This window comes from Streptococcus sp. M143 (assembly GCF_000162495.1).
GTDB lineage: Bacteria > Bacillota > Bacilli > Lactobacillales > Streptococcaceae > Streptococcus > Streptococcus dentisani.
Genome location: NZ_GG730097.1, coordinates 811889 through 832178 on the forward strand (window position 1 = coordinate 811889; position 20290 = coordinate 832178).

The 20290-nt window shown below is 40.7% G+C and carries 21 protein-coding genes, 2 tRNA genes, 1 pseudogene and 1 other annotated feature (1 of these 25 only partly in view); of the genes and pseudogenes, 8 read left to right on the plus strand and 16 right to left on the minus strand.

Annotated features, from left to right (window positions below):
* From prmA to HMPREF0850_RS10595, 5 genes are read right to left on the minus strand one after another with little or no spacing between them, the layout of a single operon-like run.
* Complete coding sequence (gene prmA, locus HMPREF0850_RS10575; RefSeq protein WP_000451137.1) at positions 1 to 951, minus strand: 50S ribosomal protein L11 methyltransferase; 951 nt, start codon at positions 949 to 951, stop codon at positions 1 to 3.
* Between the two features lie 14 nt (positions 952 to 965).
* The gene (locus tag HMPREF0850_RS10580) at positions 966 to 1862 is read right to left on the minus strand and encodes a GIY-YIG nuclease family protein (RefSeq protein WP_000415573.1); all 897 of its coding nucleotides are present in this window, start codon (positions 1860 to 1862) and stop codon (positions 966 to 968) included.
* On the minus strand, positions 1863 to 2291 hold the full coding sequence (locus HMPREF0850_RS10585; protein ID WP_000764132.1) for an NUDIX hydrolase: 429 nt from the start codon (positions 2289 to 2291) through the stop codon (positions 1863 to 1865).
* On the minus strand, positions 2272 to 3360 hold the full coding sequence (locus HMPREF0850_RS10590; RefSeq protein ID WP_000725249.1) for a M50 family metallopeptidase: 1089 nt from the start codon (positions 3358 to 3360) through the stop codon (positions 2272 to 2274). The genes HMPREF0850_RS10585 and HMPREF0850_RS10590 overlap by 20 nt, the downstream gene beginning before the upstream one ends.
* Before the next feature lie 18 nt (positions 3361 to 3378).
* The gene (locus HMPREF0850_RS10595; RefSeq protein ID WP_000257124.1) at positions 3379 to 3849 is read right to left on the minus strand and encodes a DUF3013 family protein; all 471 of its coding nucleotides are present in this window, start codon (positions 3847 to 3849) and stop codon (positions 3379 to 3381) included.
* A gap of 115 nt (positions 3850 to 3964) precedes the next feature.
* Between HMPREF0850_RS10595 and HMPREF0850_RS10600 the strand changes: the two genes are divergently transcribed.
* From HMPREF0850_RS10600 to HMPREF0850_RS10615, 4 genes are all read left to right on the plus strand, one after another.
* Positions 3965 to 5236, plus strand: a complete 1272-nt coding sequence (locus tag HMPREF0850_RS10600) for a replication-associated recombination protein A (protein WP_001113190.1) — start codon at positions 3965 to 3967, stop codon at positions 5234 to 5236.
* Positions 5237 to 5500: 264 nt separating this feature from the next.
* Positions 5501 to 5573: transfer RNA gene (locus HMPREF0850_RS10605), tRNA-Lys, on the plus strand.
* A gap of 354 nt (positions 5574 to 5927) precedes the next feature.
* Positions 5928 to 6443: a DUF308 domain-containing protein gene (locus HMPREF0850_RS10610; RefSeq protein ID WP_000672740.1), complete on the plus strand. Its 516-nt coding sequence runs from the start codon at positions 5928 to 5930 to the stop codon at positions 6441 to 6443.
* A 62-nt stretch (positions 6444 to 6505) separates the two neighbouring features.
* Positions 6506 to 6578 (plus strand) — tRNA-Lys (locus tag HMPREF0850_RS10615).
* Positions 6579 to 6718: 140 nt separating this feature from the next.
* Here HMPREF0850_RS10615 and HMPREF0850_RS10620 read toward each other — a convergent pair.
* Positions 6719 to 7807 (minus strand): AI-2E family transporter, encoded by a 1089-nt coding sequence (locus HMPREF0850_RS10620; protein ID WP_001055013.1) that lies wholly within the window; start codon positions 7805 to 7807, stop codon positions 6719 to 6721.
* 9 nt (positions 7808 to 7816) lie between these two features.
* On the minus strand, positions 7817 to 9106 hold the full coding sequence (locus HMPREF0850_RS10625; RefSeq protein ID WP_001062789.1) for a hypothetical protein: 1290 nt from the start codon (positions 9104 to 9106) through the stop codon (positions 7817 to 7819).
* Between the two features lie 802 nt (positions 9107 to 9908).
* Between HMPREF0850_RS10625 and HMPREF0850_RS10630 the strand changes: the two genes are divergently transcribed.
* On the plus strand, positions 9909 to 11054 hold the full coding sequence (locus HMPREF0850_RS10630; RefSeq protein ID WP_000209249.1) for a low temperature requirement protein A: 1146 nt from the start codon (positions 9909 to 9911) through the stop codon (positions 11052 to 11054).
* A gap of 49 nt (positions 11055 to 11103) precedes the next feature.
* Here HMPREF0850_RS10630 and HMPREF0850_RS10635 read toward each other — a convergent pair whose 3' ends face one another.
* Positions 11104 to 11559, minus strand: coding sequence for a GNAT family N-acetyltransferase (locus HMPREF0850_RS10635; RefSeq protein WP_000155415.1), 456 nt, complete (start codon positions 11557 to 11559; stop codon positions 11104 to 11106).
* 71 nt (positions 11560 to 11630) lie between these two features.
* Here HMPREF0850_RS10635 and HMPREF0850_RS10640 point away from each other — a divergent pair, with 71 nt between their 5' ends.
* Positions 11631 to 12293, plus strand: coding sequence for a prepilin peptidase (locus HMPREF0850_RS10640; protein ID WP_000566514.1), 663 nt, complete (start codon positions 11631 to 11633; stop codon positions 12291 to 12293).
* On the opposite strand, the gene HMPREF0850_RS10645 is transcribed toward HMPREF0850_RS10640, so the two are convergent.
* Entirely contained in the window at positions 12282 to 12737 is a 456-nt protein-coding gene (locus HMPREF0850_RS10645) for an effector binding domain-containing protein (protein WP_000682682.1), read from the minus strand. The two genes, HMPREF0850_RS10640 and HMPREF0850_RS10645, sit on opposite strands and share 12 nt — an antisense overlap.
* Positions 12738 to 12815: 78 nt before the next feature.
* Here HMPREF0850_RS10645 and HMPREF0850_RS10650 point away from each other — a divergent pair, with 78 nt between their 5' ends.
* Entirely contained in the window at positions 12816 to 13715 is a 900-nt protein-coding gene (locus HMPREF0850_RS10650; protein WP_000690179.1) for a helix-turn-helix transcriptional regulator, read from the plus strand.
* A gap of 31 nt (positions 13716 to 13746) precedes the next feature.
* A pseudogene (locus HMPREF0850_RS13300) lies at positions 13747 to 13833 on the plus strand (prepilin peptidase); the annotation flags it as partial.
* On the opposite strand, the gene trpA reads toward HMPREF0850_RS13300, so the two are convergent.
* From trpA to trpE, 7 genes are read right to left on the minus strand one after another with little or no spacing between them, the layout of a single operon-like run.
* Complete coding sequence (gene trpA / locus HMPREF0850_RS10655) at positions 13805 to 14581, minus strand: tryptophan synthase subunit alpha (protein ID WP_001126990.1); 777 nt, start codon at positions 14579 to 14581, stop codon at positions 13805 to 13807. The pseudogene HMPREF0850_RS13300 and the gene trpA overlap by 29 nt on opposite strands.
* Positions 14574 to 15797 carry a tryptophan synthase subunit beta gene (gene trpB, locus HMPREF0850_RS10660; protein ID WP_000331306.1) on the minus strand — a complete coding sequence of 408 codons (1224 nt, stop codon included), beginning with the start codon at positions 15795 to 15797 and terminating at the stop codon, positions 14574 to 14576. Before trpB ends, trpA begins: the two co-directional genes overlap by 8 nt.
* Positions 15775 to 16374 (minus strand): phosphoribosylanthranilate isomerase, encoded by a 600-nt coding sequence (locus tag HMPREF0850_RS10665; protein WP_000169928.1) that lies wholly within the window; start codon positions 16372 to 16374, stop codon positions 15775 to 15777. The genes trpB and HMPREF0850_RS10665 overlap by 23 nt, the downstream gene beginning before the upstream one ends.
* Positions 16361 to 17128 (minus strand): indole-3-glycerol phosphate synthase TrpC, encoded by a 768-nt coding sequence (gene trpC, locus HMPREF0850_RS10670; RefSeq protein ID WP_000076533.1) that lies wholly within the window; start codon positions 17126 to 17128, stop codon positions 16361 to 16363. Before trpC ends, HMPREF0850_RS10665 begins: the two co-directional genes overlap by 14 nt.
* A complete protein-coding gene (gene trpD / locus HMPREF0850_RS10675) occupies positions 17125 to 18129 on the minus strand; it encodes an anthranilate phosphoribosyltransferase (RefSeq protein ID WP_000658689.1) in 1005 nt (334 codons plus the stop codon). The genes trpC and trpD overlap by 4 nt, the downstream gene beginning before the upstream one ends.
* 10 nt (positions 18130 to 18139) lie before the next feature.
* Positions 18140 to 18706: an aminodeoxychorismate/anthranilate synthase component II gene (locus HMPREF0850_RS10680; RefSeq protein ID WP_000601897.1), complete on the minus strand. Its 567-nt coding sequence runs from the start codon at positions 18704 to 18706 to the stop codon at positions 18140 to 18142.
* Positions 18703 to 20064 carry an anthranilate synthase component I gene (gene trpE, locus HMPREF0850_RS10685; protein WP_000439653.1) on the minus strand — a complete coding sequence of 454 codons (1362 nt, stop codon included), beginning with the start codon at positions 20062 to 20064 and terminating at the stop codon, positions 18703 to 18705. Before trpE ends, HMPREF0850_RS10680 begins: the two co-directional genes overlap by 4 nt.
* Before the next feature lie 71 nt (positions 20065 to 20135).
* Positions 20136 to 20290, minus strand: a binding site (T-box leader) (it continues 71 nt past the right edge of the window).

Below are 20290 nucleotides of genomic sequence, written 5' to 3' on the forward strand. Positions count from 1 at the left end.
TTAGCCTCCAATCACACCTGAAATATCCTTAGTCTTCTTAAAGACACAGGCATTCCATTCCCCTTGAATCATGTGGGTTTCAAGGAAAAATCCAGCTGACTCAGCTGACTCGCGCACCATGTCCCACTTGTCCTTGATAATCCCACTCATGATGAGGTAGCCTTCGTCCTTGACCAAACGATAAGCATCGTCTGTCAGATGAATGAGAATATCCGCCAAGATATTGGCCACAATGACATCTGCTTCAATCTCCACACCCTTAAGCAAATCTCCAGCAGCAACATGGATGTTTTCCATGCCAGGGTTGAGTTCGATATTTTCCTGAGCCACCCGAACCGCCACATCATCCAGGTCATAGGCGAAAATTTTCTTAGCACCAAGCAGCGAGCTTGCAATGGAGAGAACCCCTGAACCAGTTCCTACATCCAGCACCGTTTCGCCACCACGAAGAACCTGCTCCAAGGCAAAGAGGCTCATCTTGGTCGTTGGATGCGTCCCAGTACCAAAAGCCATCCCAGGATCCAGCTTGATGATCTTTTCTCCAGCAGTCGCCTCGTAGTCCGTCCAGGACGGCACAATGGTCAAGTCATGGGTGATACGAGCTGGCTCATAGTATTTCTTCCAGTTGTCTGCCCAGTCTTCCTCAGCCAAGTTAGTCGTACCCATCTTGACATCTCCTAAATCCATAAAATCTGTCAATTCTGCTAGACGAGCCTGCAAATCTGCTTCAACCACTGCCACATCAACCGTATCAGGGTAGTAGGCCGTCACAACGATTTCATCTTGTTGCTCGACCTCTGGGAAAATCTCGCCGAAACGGTCCACATTTCCCACATAGTCCATACTATCTTCGATCGCAACACCTTGCGCTCCTAGCTCAATCAAGAGATTGGAAACCAACTCCTCTCCCTCACGCTTGACTGTAACTTTTAACTCTTGCCATGTTTCCATAAATTTTTTCCTTATCAATCTATTAATTCTTCTAATTCTTTTAAAGTTCTTCCATCCTGATCTTTCCAATCAGTTCGACCGTTCGTTTGCATACCCAGCAAAAAAGCTGCTGCATAAGAAGGGCTAGAAAAGAGTTGTTTTTCCTTTAACACTCCATCTTGAATGACCCGAGAAGCTATTAAATTCTGACGCATTTCTTTTAAACTTGCTGGAAGGTATGGAGAATCCTTTATTTCTACTTGACTTCCTTCTAAAACAACAAAACCTTCAGTTGTCCGTTCACAAGTTGCTTCTATTACTTTGTTAGATTTCTTAGTTTTACGCTTTAAATAAAGATAGGTTGAATGATTATCAGTCAAATCTTGACTAACTTTCTTTGTCATTGGAACAAAAACACGATAACCTAAAGTTCCAATAATCATTAGCGTATTTTCAACAATTTCATTCAGTTCAGATTCCTTTTCCTCACTTACATTACCAGGATTTGGATCATTACTATTTTTCACAATGTAGCGACCAGCTTCTTTAGCAAGTTGAGTAAATTTATTTTCCAAATAGCTAATTTCTGTTGGACCAAAAGAATTATTTTGAGTTGTTAGAATGATGACGTCATTAAAATAATCTGCGTGAGTATCGCGGGTATGCTCTTGAATTCGCAACAATACCCCTTCACCATTTTTCCGAGTTGTCGCCTGACCAATATAGGTCACATCTTTCTGTTTATCTTCATCTCGACCAAATAAGAAATAAATACCACTTTGTTTCATTTCATCACGAGACTTCAAATCTCCCAACTGAATACGAGGTATTTTGTAAATCACCCCCGTCCAATTTGACAAAGTACATTTGATTTTTCCAGTCACTTCACCATCCATGAGAAACATATTGATATTTTTGCTACGCTTTTCCATTTATCGAACTTCCTCCAAATAATCTCTCACTCTATCCTGCAACTGAGGGACAACTTGACTAGAACTAAGAAATTCCTCAACATTCATGAGCTGATAGCCCTGTCCTTCATCACCAAAGGTGATATTGTCAAACTGTTCTTGACTTAGCTGACCAACCATAAAGACAGAGTGCCGACCTTCATAGAGCATACTTGGGTAAACCTTGCTCCAAAGCAGACAATCCTCAGTCAGATAAACACCAAGTTCTTCATCAACTTCACGCGCCACGCACTCAAAAGGACTTTCATCGCCTTCACTTCCACCACCTGGCAGTTCCCACATATTGGGCCAGGGAATACTTGCCTTATCATCGCGTAAGATAGTCAAGAGCTTATCCCCACAAAACAAAGCAATCTTACAGCCTGTGAAATCAGAAATTTCTAGTTTCATCTTCAGTTCCTTCTAACATTTCCTTTTCCAGCTCTGCTAACCAATTTTGATAATAGATTTTCTCATCCCGTAACATTCGGCTACTATTCATTTTCTGTCTAGCAATCTTCATAGCCTTGTGAGTTTGAACTACATCTTTCTTTACCTTAAATTGATACCAAGCTTGAATGACCTGCATATCTGCTGTTTTTATAGATAAAAAGGATTTGACCCCTCGAATACTTGCATATTCTTCCGCTTTCTTATTATCTCCTTCCATCAGAGCAACTTGAAGAAGGTATAATTGAGAGCTAGTTTTAGACATTGGATTGTCTGTTTTCTCTAGCACAGACTGCAACTGTTGCTTTGCAAGCTCTATATTATCATCCAATATGAATACCAATCCCTGAAGAGTCTGAACACTTTCTGCAAAACTCCCTCTCACATCCTCATCAACAGACATGATAAAGTCTTTCAAGTCATATTCTTGAGGAGCTAGCAAGGTCTGGGCAGAATGCCTCAACATCAGGTAGGCGTATTTCGTATTTTCAGGGTGTTGTAGTAATTCCCAAATTTTTGCTCCATCGGTAATCCCAACTGGCAGAGCATTGAATAGAAGAAGAGATAAATTTAGACAAATCCAAGTGCCTGCAAAATACCAGTTTGTTGTCAAAAAACCAAAAAGTGTTGCCAATAATATCAAGCAAAGGTGAACTATCAAGCCTCCTGAAAGCATCAAGATGATTCTTTGATCACTTTCATTCTCTTTTAAACCAATATACTGAGCACCAACATTTTTTATAACTGCTGTTCGACTAAGATGAAGCCTTCCTGACTTTTTGGTTAAAAGAAAGTTCCCTAATCCAAAAGCCACCAGACGATAGCCTGTCAGATAACCACAAAATGCATGACCAAGCTCATGAAGAATAAAGATTACATACATGCTTAGAAGAGCGAATGCATAACCAAAAGTAAAGACTAAAACTGCGGAATACCCCAACTCTGCAAATGCGATTGTTCCACAAGCAAAAGCTAGCATCATCACAAGAACAGACACTGTCTGAATCAAATACGTCACAATTTTTTTCATAAACTCTCCCAATAATCCCTAGTATCTTGGATAAGGATAAAATTCTCCCTCTTCCAAGCCAACTTTTCCTTCTCCAAAGACTTCTTGGTTCCATTCCATGACAAATTCTTCTGCTTCTGGGTCTTCCAAAAAGTCCATGAGGGCATCTAGTCCAACCTCTGCAGTATCTTTAAGAAATAGCGCAAAATAAGCTAAAAATTCACGAGAAAAACCTTGCTTCGGTAGGTAAGGGATGACCGTGAGATAGTCTTCTTCATTAACCGTTGACTTGGCAGGGTTGTAAAAAAGGACTGCTTCCTCAAAGAGAATGTCATCTGATGAGACCTCTCCGTCTTCATCCACCATCTCCACACCTGCAGCATTTTGCGCTTCCAATAGAAAACTCACTTCAACCGCGTGGTTGCGCTTGTCCCAACTAATTTCAAAATCAAAGGGAAAGTTCTTCTCCAACTCTTCCTCTAAAACATCTAAAAATCCGTATGTTGCCATTTTGTCCTCTTTCTATGCGACTCTTAAATCGCCCCGAATACTCGGAATTATGCTAAAATAGATACTACCATCTTACCACATATACATCAGAAAATCCATGTTAGAAAGGACTGCTATGCCTGACAATCTCGCGCTTCGCATGCGCCCTAAAACCATCGACCAGGTCATCGGTCAAGAGCATCTGGTCGGACCTGGAAAAATCATCCGCCGCATGGTGGAGGCCAACCGCCTGTCATCCATGATTCTCTACGGACCTCCGGGTATCGGAAAAACCAGTATTGCCTCTGCCATCGCTGGAACCACCAAGTATGCCTTTCGGACCTTCAATGCCACTGTTGATAGTAAAAAACGTCTCCAAGAAATCGCTGAAGAAGCTAAATTCTCAGGAGGACTGGTTCTCCTACTGGACGAAATTCATCGGCTTGACAAGACCAAGCAAGATTTTCTTCTTCCCCTCTTGGAAAGTGGACTGGTCATCATGATTGGGGCTACGACTGAAAATCCTTTCTTCTCTGTCACTCCAGCCATTCGCAGTCGCGTCCAGATTTTTGAATTGGAACCCTTGTCCAATCAAGATGTCAAAGAAGCGATTCAGATAGCTCTAAGTAACCCTGAGCGTGGTTTTGATTTCCCAGTTGAGCTAGATGATGATGCACTGGATTTCATCGCGACCTCTACAAATGGAGACCTTCGTTCTGCTTTTAATTCACTGGACTTGGCTGTTCTTTCGACTCCAGCAGATGATAAAGGCATTCACTATATAACACTTGACATCATGGAAAATAGCCTACAGAGGAGCTATATTACTATGGACAAGGATGGGGACGGGCATTATGATGTTCTCTCCGCTCTACAAAAATCCATCCGTGGCTCAGATGTCGATGCCAGCCTCCACTACGCCGCCCGCTTGATTGAGGCTGGTGATTTGCCAAGTCTCGCTCGTCGTTTGACTGTTATCGCTTATGAAGATATCGGTTTGGCCAATCCTGAAGCCCAGATTCACACCGTGACTGCTCTTGATGCTGCCCAGAAGATTGGGTTCCCAGAAGCCCGCATTCTCATTGCCAATGTCGTGATTGATTTGGCCCTTTCTCCAAAATCCAACTCAGCCTATGTAGCTATGGATAAGGCACTTGCTGACCTCAAAACATCAGGGCACTTGCCTATTCCGCGACACTTGCGTGATGGGCACTACAGTGGAAGCAAGGAACTAGGGAATGCCCAAGACTATCTCTATCCACATAACTATCCTGGAAATTGGGTCAAGCAAGACTATCTGCCAGAAAAAATTCGTAATCATCACTATTTCCAAGCAGAAGATACTGGTAAATATGAACGGGCTTTGGCTCAAAGAAAGGAAGCTATCGACCGTTTGCGAAAAATCTGAAATCCTTTTCAAAAAATTGCACTTTCCTCTTGATTTTTTTTGAAAAAGTGGTATCATATAAACATAGAAACGCTGTGGTGTACGACTTCACACTTAAGTGTTGACCGACTATTTTTTGTATTATTAGGGAAACAAAAGTCTTCTAACAGCATGTAGGCCGTCTCACACGGAAACAGCTTCAGTTAGAGCGAGTTGCCCACCTGCTTAATTGCGCGGGTTCAATACAAACCGTGAAGTTTCGGCACCAATACAGCTTTTTTCTTTGCCTCCTTAGCTCAGCTGGCAGAGCAGCGGACTCTTAATCCGTGGGTCACAGGTTCGATCCCTGTAGGGGGCATCTAAATACAACAGGAAAAAGCCTTGTAAATCAAGGCTTTTTTTGCTTGTCTATAACTGATTTACCCCATCATTTGTCCCACATTTTAAATCTATCTTTTCTTTTTGAATCAAATTACATCTTTACAAATAGTGTAAAGCCAGTTACTTTTGCTTTGATTCCATACAATATTTTCATGTAGAGAAGACAAATTTTATCTTCTCTTTTTATTTTCAAAATAATAAAAACTGATTTTCTTTTCATAAATCAGACTGAAACTTCCAAATTTTCCATTTTGTTTATTGACATTTCCTCTAAAAAGGTGTATAATATTTTTATTATCAAACTATACTATACTATATAGGGGGTATTGAAATGAAATTTTCTAATCGTTTACTGCTATTCCTTGCAGGAGTTGTTTTTGTCCTTTTAGGACTTTTCCTATTTACAAACCCAGTAGCTAATCTTGTTGCTTACAGCTGGTGGATTGCATTTGGTTTACTGGTTTCTTCTATAGCAGCTATTTTAGGCTATTTCTCTGTACCAAAAGAGCTTCGCTCACCAGCTCATCTTTTCCAAGGGATTGTTAATCTTCTCTTAGCTCTTTACCTCGTTGCCTATGGCTTTGTGACGCTGCCAGTTGTCATTCCAACTATTTTAGGAATTTGGTTAATTGTAGAAGCCATTATAGTTTTCTTTAAAGGCAATCGTCTGGGATTGATTTTCCCTATTATTGGCAACCATATCATGTGGATAGCGTTGCTTGCATTTTTACTAGGTCTAGTGATTTTGTTCAATCCAGTAGCTACAAGTGTCTTTGTCGTTTATGTCGTTGCCTTTGCATTTTTAATTGTTGGTTTCACCTATATCCTTGATGCCTTTCGTAAATAATCTAGCTGCCATTTTGGGCATATTAAAATAGCTGGGAAGTTACATTCTCAGCTTTTTCTGTTGCCTCCTTAGCTCAGTTGGTAGAGCAGTAGACTCTTAAGCTATGGGGCGCAGGTTCGAGCCCTGCAGGGGGCACATCTAAATCAACAGAAATAAGCCTTGAAACCAAGGCTTTTTTTAACGTCTAATAGCTTTTTGTAGAAAAGTATTTAAAAATAAAAGAGAAGAGAATCTCTCACTCTCTTCTCAGTATATCTTATTAAATTTAGTTTTTCTTAATCTAGCTGATTTTCCTTTGCAACGACAAATTCCTTAACCAATCGATAGATAACAGCAAATATCGGTGTAAAGAATATCATCCCAAGTAAGCCAAAGAGATTGCCTCCAATACTAGCAGCCGCAAGCGTGAAAATAGCTGGCAAACCAATAGACTGACCTACAACTCTAGGATAAATAAGGTTTCCTTCAATCAGCTGTATAACTTGATATAGAAGAAGAGAAAGTAAGGCTTGAGTAGGACTCACTGTGAAGATAAAAATCGCTCCCACAACACAAGCAATCATAGGCCCTACATAAGGAATGAACGATAGCACTCCTGCAAAGATACCTGTCATTACTCCATAGGGTATCCCAAACACGCTGTAACCAACCGCTATCATAACTCCTATGATAACTGCTTCAATCAGCTGACTCATCAAAAATTGGTCATAAGTCTCTAGTGCTACTTGTCCAATGTAAGTCAACTTTATCACCACCTTCTCTGGAAGAAAAACTTTTAGAAGTCGACTCGTCATCGCTGCCAAATGTTCCTTACTGGATAAAAATAAAAAGGTGAAGACTATAATCAAAAAGGCATTCATCAAACTTGAAAAAATATTGCCGATATTACTAGTCAGACCTGATAAAAAACCTATCAAAGCTTGGCTAATAGAACTAGATTGTCCCTGTATGCCTGATACGATAGTTGACAACATGTCTTTGGTTACAAATTCCGAGCTGCCTAGCAATTTCTCAAGTTGAGTAAGGACTGTTGAAAGGACTGTTCCCAGCTGACTAATAGTCTGGGCTAGGGTTGGCAGCACCAAAACCAAAAGAGCAATCACGATTAAGATAAGAGCTAGGAAAACAAGTACCATGGCAATCGGACGACGCAACTCTGCCTTTACCTTCAATTTAACTAAGTACTGTTCAATTTTTTTCATAGGAACATTAAGCACAAAAGCAATAACAGCACCATAAATCAAGGTTGATATTACATCAAAGAGAGAGATTGCTCCTGATATAAAGCTCGATGCATTCAGAATTACAAGAGCAACCAGCCCTATAAAAAGTATTAACGGGGTGTATTTTTTTACTAAGTTCATAAATTCTCCTTAATAAACATGTTTAGATACGACTATACTATTTGGTTTTTCAAACTCTCGGTCAAGGTAAGCTTGGTAAGTTCCTGGTGCGATAAATCCTTTGGGTGAGAGGATATCTGTTCCAGCCTGACCGACTATGGTATCTGCCAAGAGCACACAATTTGTGGATAAGACAAAGTAGGATTTAAACTTAGATTTGATAAATTTATAAAGTTCCCCATCCGTCTCATGTCTGATTTTATAAGCGTAGGTGTAGTCTTCCTTACCATCACCTGTCGTGATTTTATCCGCACTTGGCTCCCATGGAATCGTCAGTTGTTTCAATTCAGTCAACTTTTTTTGAATTGCTTTTTCCATTTCAGGTGTCAAATCTATTCCATAACCAAAAAGTGTTTTTTGACTCTCACGTTTACATAGATCAATGTACTTATCGCGGTCACAGAAATATAAGACACCATCTCCTACCATACCAAATAAGGTCTCAGATGACGGATCATAGTTGCCATAAGAAATAACACGGCCCTGATAGCAGATATCCACATGACCAATAGCTGAAAACAGGGAGGTCTCAGCTGTATGAACAAAAATTTCTAGCTCTGCTGTCTTACCAGACTTCACTATTCCAAGATGGATATCTTCTTCCTCATCAGCATTTTCCAGCATAAATTTGTTAATTTTTGCTAAAGTTCTTGCAGGGATGAGAGCGGCTAGGACAATAGGTAAGCTAATTCTAATGCGACGTTTGAGATGGTTTTTCCCAATTTCCCCTTCAAATAAGAAACCGTCACGGATATTGGACAGACCATAAAGGAAAAAATAAGCCCCTAAAACAAAGAGTTGAAAGACAGAATTTCCCGTAGAGGACAAAAGACTAGCTCCACCAAGAAAAACTAGTAGAATACCATCTAGTAAGAGACGAAAACGAGGTCGAATATTATTTTTACGGTAGAGAACATAGGTGACAAGATTAATCGTGGCCCTAAAAATCTGATAAACTCCAATCACAAGAGCCAGAACATAAATCGGTATATCAGTCGCAAGATTAGAACCTAGCAAATATCCCAGCACTAACAATTTAACCAGTGCAACTCCCAAGGTATCCGTTGACTGGCTTTTTTTGAAAACTCTTAATAGCAAATCTACGACCGTTGCTATCCAAGCTAAAAACAGAACCAGGCGAATAACTGTTACTGGCAACCAAGTCCCCGTGACCATCAAGATGAGACCTAGCAGAACAAACAAGAACCCCTGAGCAAGTAATTTCTTACCTGTCAGACCTAAAGATAGAATTTTCGCCATATAAAAACCTTTCAACAATAAAAATTAAACACTCCGATTAAACTGACTAGTAAATAGCCAACACTACAAACAGCCTGTGCCAGCAACATATGGTGACTAGAAATGACTGTAGTAATGTCACCATCTTGTCTTATGCACTTCTAAAATTTGTTATATTGATTAGAAACCAGAGCTTATAAAAACTAGCTAAACTCGAGAGATAGACACAATTGCGACGAAAAAATGTATAACCAATTCAACTTGTTAAGGTAAGAAAGCATTATTTCCAATCTATTAATTATTCATCTATTACCTATTATGACACAATATTCCCTATAGTTCAACTTTTTACTTGTTTTTATATTACACGGACTAAAAAGTTTTCAACAGTTGATTGCATTTGTTTTAATAAGTTTTAACCTTTCTTGGTTAGATAAAAAAAGAACCATACAGTTTAGAATCTGTATGGTTTTTGCCCCACTTTTGTCCCATTTTTAAATCATGACATTGAAAATACCTAAAATCACTTATATTTCAATATTTTTAATTGCTCTCAATATGAAAGTCCTTTCCAAATCCCTGTAGGGGGCATCTAAATCAACAGGAAAAAGCCTTGGAATCAAGGCTTTTTTGTGTAGTCTTAGCACTAAAAAACGATAGAAAAAACACCCCTTCTGAACTGCACCCCAAAAGTTAGACAGAAAAAACCTAACTTTTGTGGCGCAGTTCATTCGCGTCACATGAAGTTATTTAAGCATCTCCTTTTTTTTATTACCATTTTATGTTATAATAAATTGTACTTCTAAAATAGAAAGGTCTTAAAATGACAACTCTTATTAAACATAAACGTGTAGAATTTTCAGAACTTTTTTATGACCTAGTTTTTGTTTTTGCAATTTCAAAAGTAACTACTTTAATTGACCATCTTCATAACGGTATTTTGACTTGGAATTCTTTCCTTGATTTTTTCATTGCTACTTTGTTTCTCATCAATTCCTGGATGATTCAAACCGATTATACCAATCGCTATGGAAAGAACTCTTTATTTAACATAGTAATCATGTTTATCAAAATGGGAATTTTACTCTTTATAGCCAATATGATTGGACCTGATTGGCAACAATATTTTCATTATCTCTGTTGGGCTATTGGTACATTAACCCTTACCTTATTTTTTCAATATTTGGTTGAATTTTTTAGAAAATCAACCGATGATGCTAATCGGGAAAGTATCAAAGGTTTTCTATGGATAACAGGTCTAGGAAGTTTAGGAGTCTATCTAGCAGCTCTTCTTCCTATTTACCTTAGAGTCTATATCTTATTTGCTAGTATTCTGCTAACATTTATTATGCCAAGTATCTTGCTTAATAAAGATAAGCATTACCAGGTAAATCTCCCCCATTTAATCGAGCGTATCTCCCTTCTTGTCATTATTATGTTTGGAGAGATGATTACGGAGCTAGCTAACTTCTTTACAATCGAGAATTTCTCGATTTATTCGGTTCTTTATTTCATTATTATGATTTCTCTGTTCTTGTTTTATTTTGGTCAATTCGACCATGCTATTGATGAAAAATCTAATCAAAAGAGACTATTTCTAATTTACAGTCACTATCCTATTTTCATTGGACTTCTTATGATGACCGTTTCGATGAGTTTTCTTCAGAATCCTGAAGCTAATCGTCTCTTTGCAACCAGCTTCTCTTATATCGGATTTGGCCTCTTTCAAGCTGCTGTCCTAGTAAATGGGCCCTATAACAAACACTATCTTCGCTATTCGAAAAGTTACTACTGTGTCCAAGCGACACTCTATCTGGCTGCCTTGATTCTCTCTTTAATCTTTGCTTCTAATCCTATAATAGTAGTGAGTATAACAACCATTTTAGCTCTAGCTATAGCCATTCATTTTATTTATTTTTATGTGACACAGAATAAAAAATATTCCAAATCTAACTGGGGGTTCTTTTAATGAGTTTATAACATAAAAAAAGCTTTGGGAACCAAGGCTTTTTTACTTTCTATCTACCCTTTTTCATGATGTATTTTCGTATAGGTGTTTCAACCATTTGAACGATTTCAAATCCTTCTTTTTGGTAAAGATTGTAAGCTGTTTGATTTGCCACGTAGACATTTAGAGAAATAGTATCTATGTCTTCATTTTCAAAGGCCAAACTAACAAATTTCCTTAAAGACTGGCTACCTAAGCCCTGCCCCTGTTTCTGGGGATTGATAAAAAATCTCCCGATATGAAGATTCCTGTCTTCTAGCCTAATTTTCTGAATAAGCCCCACAAACTCTTGTCCATCAAAGATTGAAAAGATTCCTTCCAAATCTTGTAAGACTTGAATTGTCAAGGGAAAAGGAATCATTGTTCCCATCCATTGTTCTTGAAAGGATTTGCCAAGGGAGTTAGACCATTGGCATACGAATTGAGCGTTTTCTATACTTACCTTTTCTTCAAAACGAATTGTCATCTTTTGTCCTCACTATCTTATCTATGTTTCTTTATTATACTACTTCTCCTATTTTTTACGAATAGATAAGTATGATTGATCTTTATTTTTTTCTTGTCGGGAGCATTCTCGCTTCTTTTCTAGGTTTGGTCATTGACCGTTTCCCTGAGCAATCCATTATCAGACCAGCTAGTCACTGCGATTCCTGTCAGACTCGCTTGCGTCCCTTAGATTTGATTCCGATTATCTCTCAAGTAATTGGTCGCTTTCGCTGTCGCTACTGCAAGGCTCGCTATCCTGCCTGGTATGCCCTCTTTGAACTAGGCTTGGGGTTACTCTTTCTAGCTTGGACTTGGGGGTGGATTTCCTTGGGCCAAGTCATCCTGATAACTGCTGGCTTGACCTTGGGAATCTATGACTTTCGCCATCAGGAATATCCCTTACTAGTCTGGCTGACTTTCCAACTAATCCTCATGGTTTTCTGTGGTTGGAATCTGGTTATGGTCTTCTTCTTTATCCTTGGAGTCATCGCGCATGTTATCGATATCCGCATGGGCGCAGGGGATTTTCTCTTTCTGGCTTCTTGTGCTCTCGTCTTTAGCACGACAGAACTACTCATCTTAATCCAGTTTGCTTCTGCGACGGGGATTTTAGCCTTTCTTTCGCAAAAGAAAAAGGAAAGACTTCCTTTCGTGCCTTTCCTCTTACTTGCTGCGACTATAATAATTTTCTATCAGTTCTTATTAGTTTGTTGAATTGGGAACCCAAAGCTCAACTTCTGCATCCATGGGATTACCGTTTAAAAGTATTTCTAAGATAATTCCATCATTGTAAAGCGAGCTATATTCTCCCTCAAAAAAGTTATCCTCCAATTTATCAAACAAGAGTCTTGATTTATCACCACTGGCTGAGCTTACTAAATAATCTTTCTCTGGGACAAGAATGCTTTCGTAACCTGCCACAGCATTATTTGCCGCAACTCCTGCGTAGTATTGTATACCATCTTTATGAGGAACTATCAAAGCATAGCCTCTTTTATCTATGGAATGGGGCATCAATTTTCCTAGCATTCCTTCTTTAAATAACTGAGTATAGAATGCTGTTTTCTCTTTAGAATAGTGATGTTCATGAACTGTAGTTCCTTCTATCAAAATACTCTTGCCAACTAAGGTAAACGATGGTTTAGTTTGATGTTTCATTATATGAACTCCTTTCTTTATGGTATAATCATAACAAAAGTAATATGACAACTATCTGTCATATTTAAGGAGAAAATTATGAAAATTGGCCGTCAAATGGGGATTATTTCTCATTTAGTAAATAAACGAAAAACAACAGCTAAAGAATTATCAGAACTTTTTAAAGTCAGCACACGAACTATTATGAGAGATATTGATGATTTATCTCTTGCAGGCATTCCTCTCTATGTAATGAAAGGAAAAAATGGAGGCATTTTTCTTATGGAAGACTTCCAAACTGACAAACCTCCCCTGACCCAATCCGAACGGCTTTCGATCGAATCTGGTTTAAAAAGCCGTTATCAAGTATTGGAAGATGCCTCTACTTTCAATGCTATATTGAAATTAAATGCTACCAATACATACTCTGATTTCGAAATTGATTTATCTCTATCTCAAGGGAACTTGGAAATACGAACTTTGATTTTTAAGTTATTGGAAGCTATCAGAGGTAGAGTAAAAATAAAATTTTCCTATATTAATTCACAAGGACTGGTGAGTCAAAAAAATTGTGAACCTTACCGTATTGTCTATAAGGACCGGAGTTGGTATATGGATGCCTACGATACTGATAAAGCGCGTTTTTCTGTTTTTAAAGTTGCTAGAATTAGTGAACTTACTCTCTCCGATACTTTTTCAAAAAGACATTTTACACCACTTCCCTATGATGGTGGTGCTTGGATGAATGAAAACAAAGTACCTGTCATCCTGCATGTCCAGAAAATTGTTCTTGATCGATTTGTGGAACTCTTAGGCTATAATGCCATAAAACCTATTAATAGCGATATTTACGAGATTACTTATCCGTTAAACGACAATGATTGGGGATACAATACCTTGCTTGCTTTTGGAAAATACATCACTGTTATATCTCCTAAGCATTTCCTGAAACATTTCACCAACTATATAGATACCATTCATAAGCAATACCCAAACTAATATTCAACTGTCATTCATGAACTTATACCCTAAAAAGAAAAAGGAAAGACTTCCTTTTGTGCCTTTCCTCTTACTTGCTACTTGTGTGATTATTTTTGGTAATCTACTGCTTGTTTGATAAAGTCCTCAATCGGCTCTCCTTCATGGAGAGCTTTTACAATTTTCGAACCAACGATAACGCCATCTGACACTGCATTAAAACGTTCGACATCGGCTTGACTAGATACACCAAAACCTGTCAAGACTGGGATGTCAGCTACTTGATGCAATTGTGCCAGGTGCTTGTCCAAGTCTGCACGGTAATTACCAGATTTTCCTGTCACCCCATTGATAGCAACAGCATAGACAAAGCCTTCTGCTCCTTCAATCAACTCTTTCTGACGCTCAAGTCCTGTTGTCAAGCTAACTAGTGGAATCAAGGCAATGTCTGTATCTGCCAAAAAGGGCTCTACAAAGTTGGCATGCTCATGAGGCAAGTCTGGGATAATCAAGCCCTTAACTGCTGTATCTGCCAAATCTTTGACAAATTTCTCCACACCGTACTGAAAGAGCGGGTTGAAGTAGGTCATGATGACCAGTGGTGCCTCAGTCTGAATGGTTTTCAAGGCTTCAACCAAAGCCTGGGTAGAAGTCCCATGAGCTAGACTGCGCAAGCCTGCTTCTTCGATAACAGGCCCATCTGCAACAGGGTCTGAAAAGGGAATGCCCACTTCAATGGCAGAGACACCCAAATCTTCTAAAAAGTGGATTGTTTCGGCGAGTCCATCCAAACCTTTTTCGTGGTCTCCAGCCATGATATAGGGAACAAAAATTCCTTTTCCAGTTGCTTTAATAGCCTTCAATTTTTCTGTTAGTGTCTTAGGCATGAGCTTCTCCCTTCTTTGCTGCATCTGCTTCCAAGCGGTCTTTAACTTGAACCACATCCTTGTCCCCACAACCTGATAGACAGACAATCATGGACTTGTCTGGTCCAAGTTCTTTGGCCAATTTCACCGCAAAGGCGATAGCATGGCTTGATTCCAGGGCAGGGATAATCCCTTCCACACGAGACAAGAGCTGGAATCCTTCCAAGGCTTCCTCGTCTGTCACAGGAACATAGCTGGCACGTTTGATATCGTGATAGTGAGAATGCTCTGGACCAATACCCGGGTAGTCCAAACCTGCTGAGATAGAGAAGGCTTCAAGAATTTGACCATGAGCATCTTGGAGCACATCCATAAGGGAACCATGAAGGACACCTGGACGACCCTTGGTCAAGGTAGCTGCATGGTGCTCCGTATCCACACCAAGTCCTGCTGCTTCAGCTCCATACATAGCTACAGATTCATCTTCTACAAATGGATGAAAGAGCCCAATAGCATTAGAGCCACCACCAACACAGGCTACTAGGGCATCTGGCAGATCTTGACCCGTCAAGTCGCGGTACTGTTGTTTAGCTTCTCGACCAATAACACTTTGGAAGTCACGAACGATTTCTGGGAAAGGATGAGGCCCTAAGGCAGAACCAAGGATATAGTGGGTATCATCGATATTAGCCACCCATGAACGAAGGGCTGCATTGACCGCATCCTTGAGCACGCGCGAACCATCTGTCACTGCCTCGACCTTGGCTCCCAAAAGCTCCATACGGAAAACATTGAGAGCTTGGCGTTTAACATCTTCCTCACCCATGTAGATGGTACATTCCATGTTAAAGAGGGCTGCAGCTGTTGCAGTTGCCACACCGTGCTGACCAGCACCTGTTTCTGCGATAATTTTCTTTTTACCCATGCGTTTGGCAAGCAAAACTTGTCCTAAGGCATTGTTAATCTTGTGGGCCCCTGTATGGTTAAGGTCTTCACGTTTAAGATAAATCTTGGCTCCGCCGATATGCTGGGTCAAATTTTTTGCGTAGTACAGGGGAGTTTCACGTCCCACGTACTGGCGTAAGAGTTGGTTTAATTCCTCTTGGAAACTTGGGTCTGCCTGACTTTCATGATAGGCCTTCTCCAACTCTAAAACTGCTGTCATCAATGTTTCTGGGACAAAACGTCCACCGAATCTTCCATAAAATCCATCTTTATTTGGTTCCTGATATGCCATGCTTTACCCTCTCTATAAATCTTCTAATCTTTTCATGATCTTTTTGTCCGTCTGTCTCCACTCCGCTCGATACATCTACTGCATAGGGAGTAAAGTGTTGAATTGCTTGTACTACATTGTCTTCATTAAGCCCACCTGCGATAAAGAAGGGCTGCGCTAGTCCTGTCGTATCCAGTTGGCCCCAGTCAAAGGTCTGACCACTCCCTGCTACAGGGGCATCAAAGAGTAGATAGTCTGCCCGAGAATGAGGCACATGACCATCTCCAACCACTTGCACCGCCTGAATGCTGGCACAAGGCAAATCCTCAAACAAATCATCTGCCGCCTGACCATGAACTTGAACTAAGCTCAAGTCAACTTTGTCAATCGCTTCTAGCAGTTGAGCTCGACTTGGTGAAACAAATACACCAACCTTTTTGACATCTGCAGGAATGAGCTTTGCCAGCTCTGCAGCCTCTTCCAAGCTCACCTGTCTTTTACTAGGTGCAAAGACAAAACCGATGTAGTCTGCCCCTGCAGATACGGCTGTTCCTACCGCTTCTTTGGTCGATAATCCACAAATCTTAACCTTTGTCAATCTGTAACTCCTTGATTCTTTGAGCCACATCCTTTGCCTGCATGAGAGCTGTCCCAACTAAAATTCCGTTAAAGTATGGTGCTACTCGTTCCGCATCCTGCCCTGTAAAAATAGCAGATTCAGAAATGTACAAGCAATCATCTTTGAAGTGTTTAGCCAAGTCCACACTGGTCTGCAAGTCGACTTCAAAGGTTGTCAGATTGCGATTATTGACCCCAATAATCTGAGCACCAAGTCTGTGAGCCACTTCCAGTTCAGCTAGATTATGAGTTTCCACCAAGACTTCGAGATCAAGATCTGTCGCATAGTCATAAAGTTCCTTGAGGCGTTCTTCTGACAAGGCAGCCACAATGAGCAAGATGACTGTCGCGCCAGCATTACGAGCTCGAATGATTTGCTTTTCATCAATGATAAAGTCCTTGTTGAGCGTCGGAATCTGCACCTGAGCAGAAATCTCCCGCAAATAATCCAAATGCCCTTTAAAGAAAACCTCATCTGTCAAAACCGAAATCATCACTGCGCCATTTTCTTCATAAGTCTGAGCCTGTTGCACAATATTCACATCGAGATTGATATCTCCCAGACTAGGGCTAGCTTTCTTGACTTCAGCGATTACCTGCAGACGGTCCTGGTGATTCTTCAAAAATACTGCCAAGCGATAGGTCTGGCGCAAGGGCTGGATTTGCTCCAGTTCCATCTGCTCGACCTCACGCGCCTTCTGTTCCAAGATTCGTGCTAAAAATTCCTGACTCATTTTTGGTACTCCTGTAACAATCTAAGTTTTTCAAGGGCCTTGCCACTAGCAATCACTTGACGAGCCAAGGCTACTCCTTCCTTGATACTAGCTACCTTACCATTAGCATAGAAACCAAGACCAGCATTCAAGACTGTCGTTTCCAAGAATGGACTTGGTTCGTTTTTAAGAACGCTGAGCAAAATTTCTGCATTTTCCTGAGCGTTTCCTCCTCGAATGTCCTCAATTGCGATGCGTTCCATTCCCAAATCCTCTGGAGTGAAGCTTGACAAGGTAATTTCACCATTTTCAAGAAGAGCAATCTTGGTTGTTCCATTCAAGCCAGCTTCATCCAATCCTTCTGGTCCAGCAACCACGATGGCACGCTTGCGACCCATATTTTTCAAAACCTGAGCTGTACTTTCTAGAAGTTCTGGACGACTAATTCCAAGAAGCTGTGTTTCCAAAGCCATTGGATGAATCAGTGGACCAGTCAAGTTCATGATTGTTGGAATTCCTAGTTCCAAACGAGCTGGCATAATGTATTTCATTGCTGGATGCATATTTTTTGCAAAGAGAAAGACAATGCCAGTTTTATCAAAGACCTTACCTAGTTCAGCTGGTTTGAGGTCTAGGTTGATGCCCAAGGCTTGAAGGACATCTGCCGAACCCGATTTAGAAGAAATCGAACGGTTACCGTGCTTGGCCATGTGAATGCCGCCACCAGCCAAAACAAAGGCTGCAGTTGTTGAAATGTTAAAGCTGAAGGACTTGTCTCCACCAGTACCACAGTTGTCCATGGCGTCATGAATCTCAGTTGGAATATGTTGAGCGTGTCCTCTCATAACTTGTGCAATGGCTGTGCGCTCTTCCGGTGTTTCCCCCTTCATCTTAAGGGCCAAGAGAAGAGAAGCAATCTGCGCTTCGGTTACACGTCCAGTAACGATACGCTCAATGACATCCGTCATTTCCACACCTGATAAATTTTCAAATTTTGCTAATTTTTCAATAATCTCTTTCATCCTAGTTTCCTCACTTTACAACCTTCTCGATAAAATTCCGAATAGAAGACAAGCCGTCTGGCGTTCCGATACTCTCTGGATGGTACTGGAAGCCATAAATTGGAAGGGTTTTGTGTTGAATTCCCATAATGGCTTGGTCATCAGTCGAACGTGCTGTCACTTCAAAGCCGTCTGGCATTTCTTCAATCAAAATACTGTGGTAACGCATAACTGGACGACCATCCTCAATGCCTTGATAGAGAACAGATGGCGCTTCAAAGCTGATGTGGCTCTGTTTCCCATGCATGACTTTTGGAGCCAAGCCTAGCTTCCCACCAAAGACTTCTGCGATAGCTTGGTGACCCAAACAAATTCCAAGAATCGGCTTCTTACCTGCAAAGTCACGAATCATGTCTTCCATCTTTCCAGCATCCACTGGCCAACCTGGACCAGGAGAAAAAACCAGACCATCTGCTTTTTCAGCTTCTTCATATAGCTTGGGATCATCATTTCTCAAGACCTGAACTTCTGCGAAATTCCCGATGTATTGGGCCAAGTTATAGGTAAAAGAATCATAGTTATCAATCAATAAAATCATGGTCTTAGTTCTCCAATTCTAGTCATAGATTTAGCCTTGTTAATGGTTTCTTGGTATTCGTTTTGGGAGATGGAGTCGTAGACAATGCCTGCCCCAGCCTGCACATAGGCTGTTTGATTTTTAAGAATCATAGTTCGGATGGCAATGGCCAAATCCATATCACCAGTCGCAGACAAGTAGCCGATTGCTCCTGCGTATACACCACGTTTTTCTGTTTCCAGTTCATAGATCCGTCTCATGTCCCGAATCTTTGGTGCTCCCGACACTGTTCCAGCTGGAAGTGTAGCTTTCAAGGCATCCATGGCAGTGAGTTCGGGAAGCAAACGCCCTTTCACAACACTGGTCAAATGCATGACATAGCGGAAAAGCTCCACTTCCATATACTTAGTGACTTGGACACTTGCCGTTTCAGAGATGCGGCCAATATCGTTACGTCCCAAGTCTACCAACATCCGATGTTCTGCTGTTTCCTTCTCATCGGACAGGAGGTCTGTCGCCAAGGCCTTGTCCTCTTCATCCGTAGCCCCTCTTGGTCGCGTACCAGCAATCGGATTGGTTGTCACAATGCCATTTTTGACAGAAACCAAACTTTCTGGACTGGCACCGATGATTTGATAATCCCCAAAATCGTAGAAATAGAGATAATTAGATGGATTGGTCACGCGGAGATTTCTGTAGAAGTCAAATGGATTTCCAGTAACTTCTGCTGAGAAACGCTGACTGAGCACGCATTGGAACATATCACCATTACGAATCAAGCCACGAGCGGTTTCGACCATTTGCTCAAACTTCTGAGGAGTGATATGGGGTTTGAAGTCCAGCGGAGATAAATCCAAATCTTCAAATTCATTTGAAGCAGGGATGCGTAATTCCTCCAGCACTTGCTTCACGGCTTCTTCCAAATCCTCTGTACTGCGCTCGCTATAGAGAGCATCCTCAATGACATGGATTTTTTCTTTCTTGTGGTCAAAGACCATATAACTCTCATAGACAAAGAAATGCATGTCTGGCGTCCCAATGGTATCTTGGGGGATTTGACCGATTTCCTCATAGAGCGAAATCATATCGTAACCAACAAAGCCAATAGCTCCCCCACCAAAAGGGAGATCTGAATGGTGCTGGCTCTTATGAGTCACTTCATAAAGGAAATCCAAGGGATCCCGATCAATCACTTGCCCATTTTGATAAAGGACTCCATTTTCAAACTTAATCTCAAAAACTGGATTATAGGCTAGGATAGAAAAACGAGCTGTTTCCTTGTCTCTCGGAATACTTTCTAAGATCACCTTGTGTTGCCCCTTTAGGCGCATATAAGCCAAGATTGGTGATAAGACATCTCCATGAATGATTCGTTCCATTGTAATTTCCCTTTCAGTTCTACTTCTAGTCCGTGGCGACTGTATGAAAAATCCCCACGCAAAATAACTTGCGTGAGGACGAAATTCGCGGTGCCACCTCAATTATAGGATTTCTCCTATCTCTCATTCCTGTCTCAGAACATTCCTGCAACAGGCTGTGCGATAAAGGGCACTCCCTTGAGAATTATATTTTCTTCTCTCGTTTCAGATGGACCCAACCTTACAG

Coding starts and splice junctions, on each gene's coding strand:
- prmA (WP_000451137.1), bottom strand. CDS start 951: ATGGAAACATGGCAAGAGTTAAAAGTTACAGTCAAGCGTGAGGGAGAG.
- HMPREF0850_RS10580 (WP_000415573.1), bottom strand. CDS start 1,862: ATGGAAAAGCGTAGCAAAAATATCAATATGTTTCTCATGGATGGTGAA.
- HMPREF0850_RS10585 (WP_000764132.1), bottom strand. CDS start 2,291: ATGAAACTAGAAATTTCTGATTTCACAGGCTGTAAGATTGCTTTGTTT.
- HMPREF0850_RS10590 (WP_000725249.1), bottom strand. CDS start 3,360: ATGAAAAAAATTGTGACGTATTTGATTCAGACAGTGTCTGTTCTTGTG.
- HMPREF0850_RS10595 (WP_000257124.1), bottom strand. CDS start 3,849: ATGGCAACATACGGATTTTTAGATGTTTTAGAGGAAGAGTTGGAGAAG.
- HMPREF0850_RS10600 (WP_001113190.1), top strand. CDS start 3,965: ATGCCTGACAATCTCGCGCTTCGCATGCGCCCTAAAACCATCGACCAG.
- HMPREF0850_RS10610 (WP_000672740.1), top strand. CDS start 5,928: ATGAAATTTTCTAATCGTTTACTGCTATTCCTTGCAGGAGTTGTTTTT.
- HMPREF0850_RS10620 (WP_001055013.1), bottom strand. CDS start 7,807: ATGAACTTAGTAAAAAAATACACCCCGTTAATACTTTTTATAGGGCTG.
- HMPREF0850_RS10625 (WP_001062789.1), bottom strand. CDS start 9,106: ATGGCGAAAATTCTATCTTTAGGTCTGACAGGTAAGAAATTACTTGCT.
- HMPREF0850_RS10630 (WP_000209249.1), top strand. CDS start 9,909: ATGACAACTCTTATTAAACATAAACGTGTAGAATTTTCAGAACTTTTT.
- HMPREF0850_RS10635 (WP_000155415.1), bottom strand. CDS start 11,559: ATGACAATTCGTTTTGAAGAAAAGGTAAGTATAGAAAACGCTCAATTC.
- HMPREF0850_RS10640 (WP_000566514.1), top strand. CDS start 11,631: ATGATTGATCTTTATTTTTTTCTTGTCGGGAGCATTCTCGCTTCTTTT.
- HMPREF0850_RS10645 (WP_000682682.1), bottom strand. CDS start 12,737: ATGAAACATCAAACTAAACCATCGTTTACCTTAGTTGGCAAGAGTATT.
- HMPREF0850_RS10650 (WP_000690179.1), top strand. CDS start 12,816: ATGAAAATTGGCCGTCAAATGGGGATTATTTCTCATTTAGTAAATAAA.
- trpA (WP_001126990.1), bottom strand. CDS start 14,581: ATGCCTAAGACACTAACAGAAAAATTGAAGGCTATTAAAGCAACTGGA.
- trpB (WP_000331306.1), bottom strand. CDS start 15,797: ATGGCATATCAGGAACCAAATAAAGATGGATTTTATGGAAGATTCGGT.
- trpC (WP_000076533.1), bottom strand. CDS start 17,128: ATGAGTCAGGAATTTTTAGCACGAATCTTGGAACAGAAGGCGCGTGAG.
- trpD (WP_000658689.1), bottom strand. CDS start 18,129: ATGAAAGAGATTATTGAAAAATTAGCAAAATTTGAAAATTTATCAGGT.
- HMPREF0850_RS10680 (WP_000601897.1), bottom strand. CDS start 18,706: ATGATTTTATTGATTGATAACTATGATTCTTTTACCTATAACTTGGCC.
- trpE (WP_000439653.1), bottom strand. CDS start 20,064: ATGGAACGAATCATTCATGGAGATGTCTTATCACCAATCTTGGCTTAT.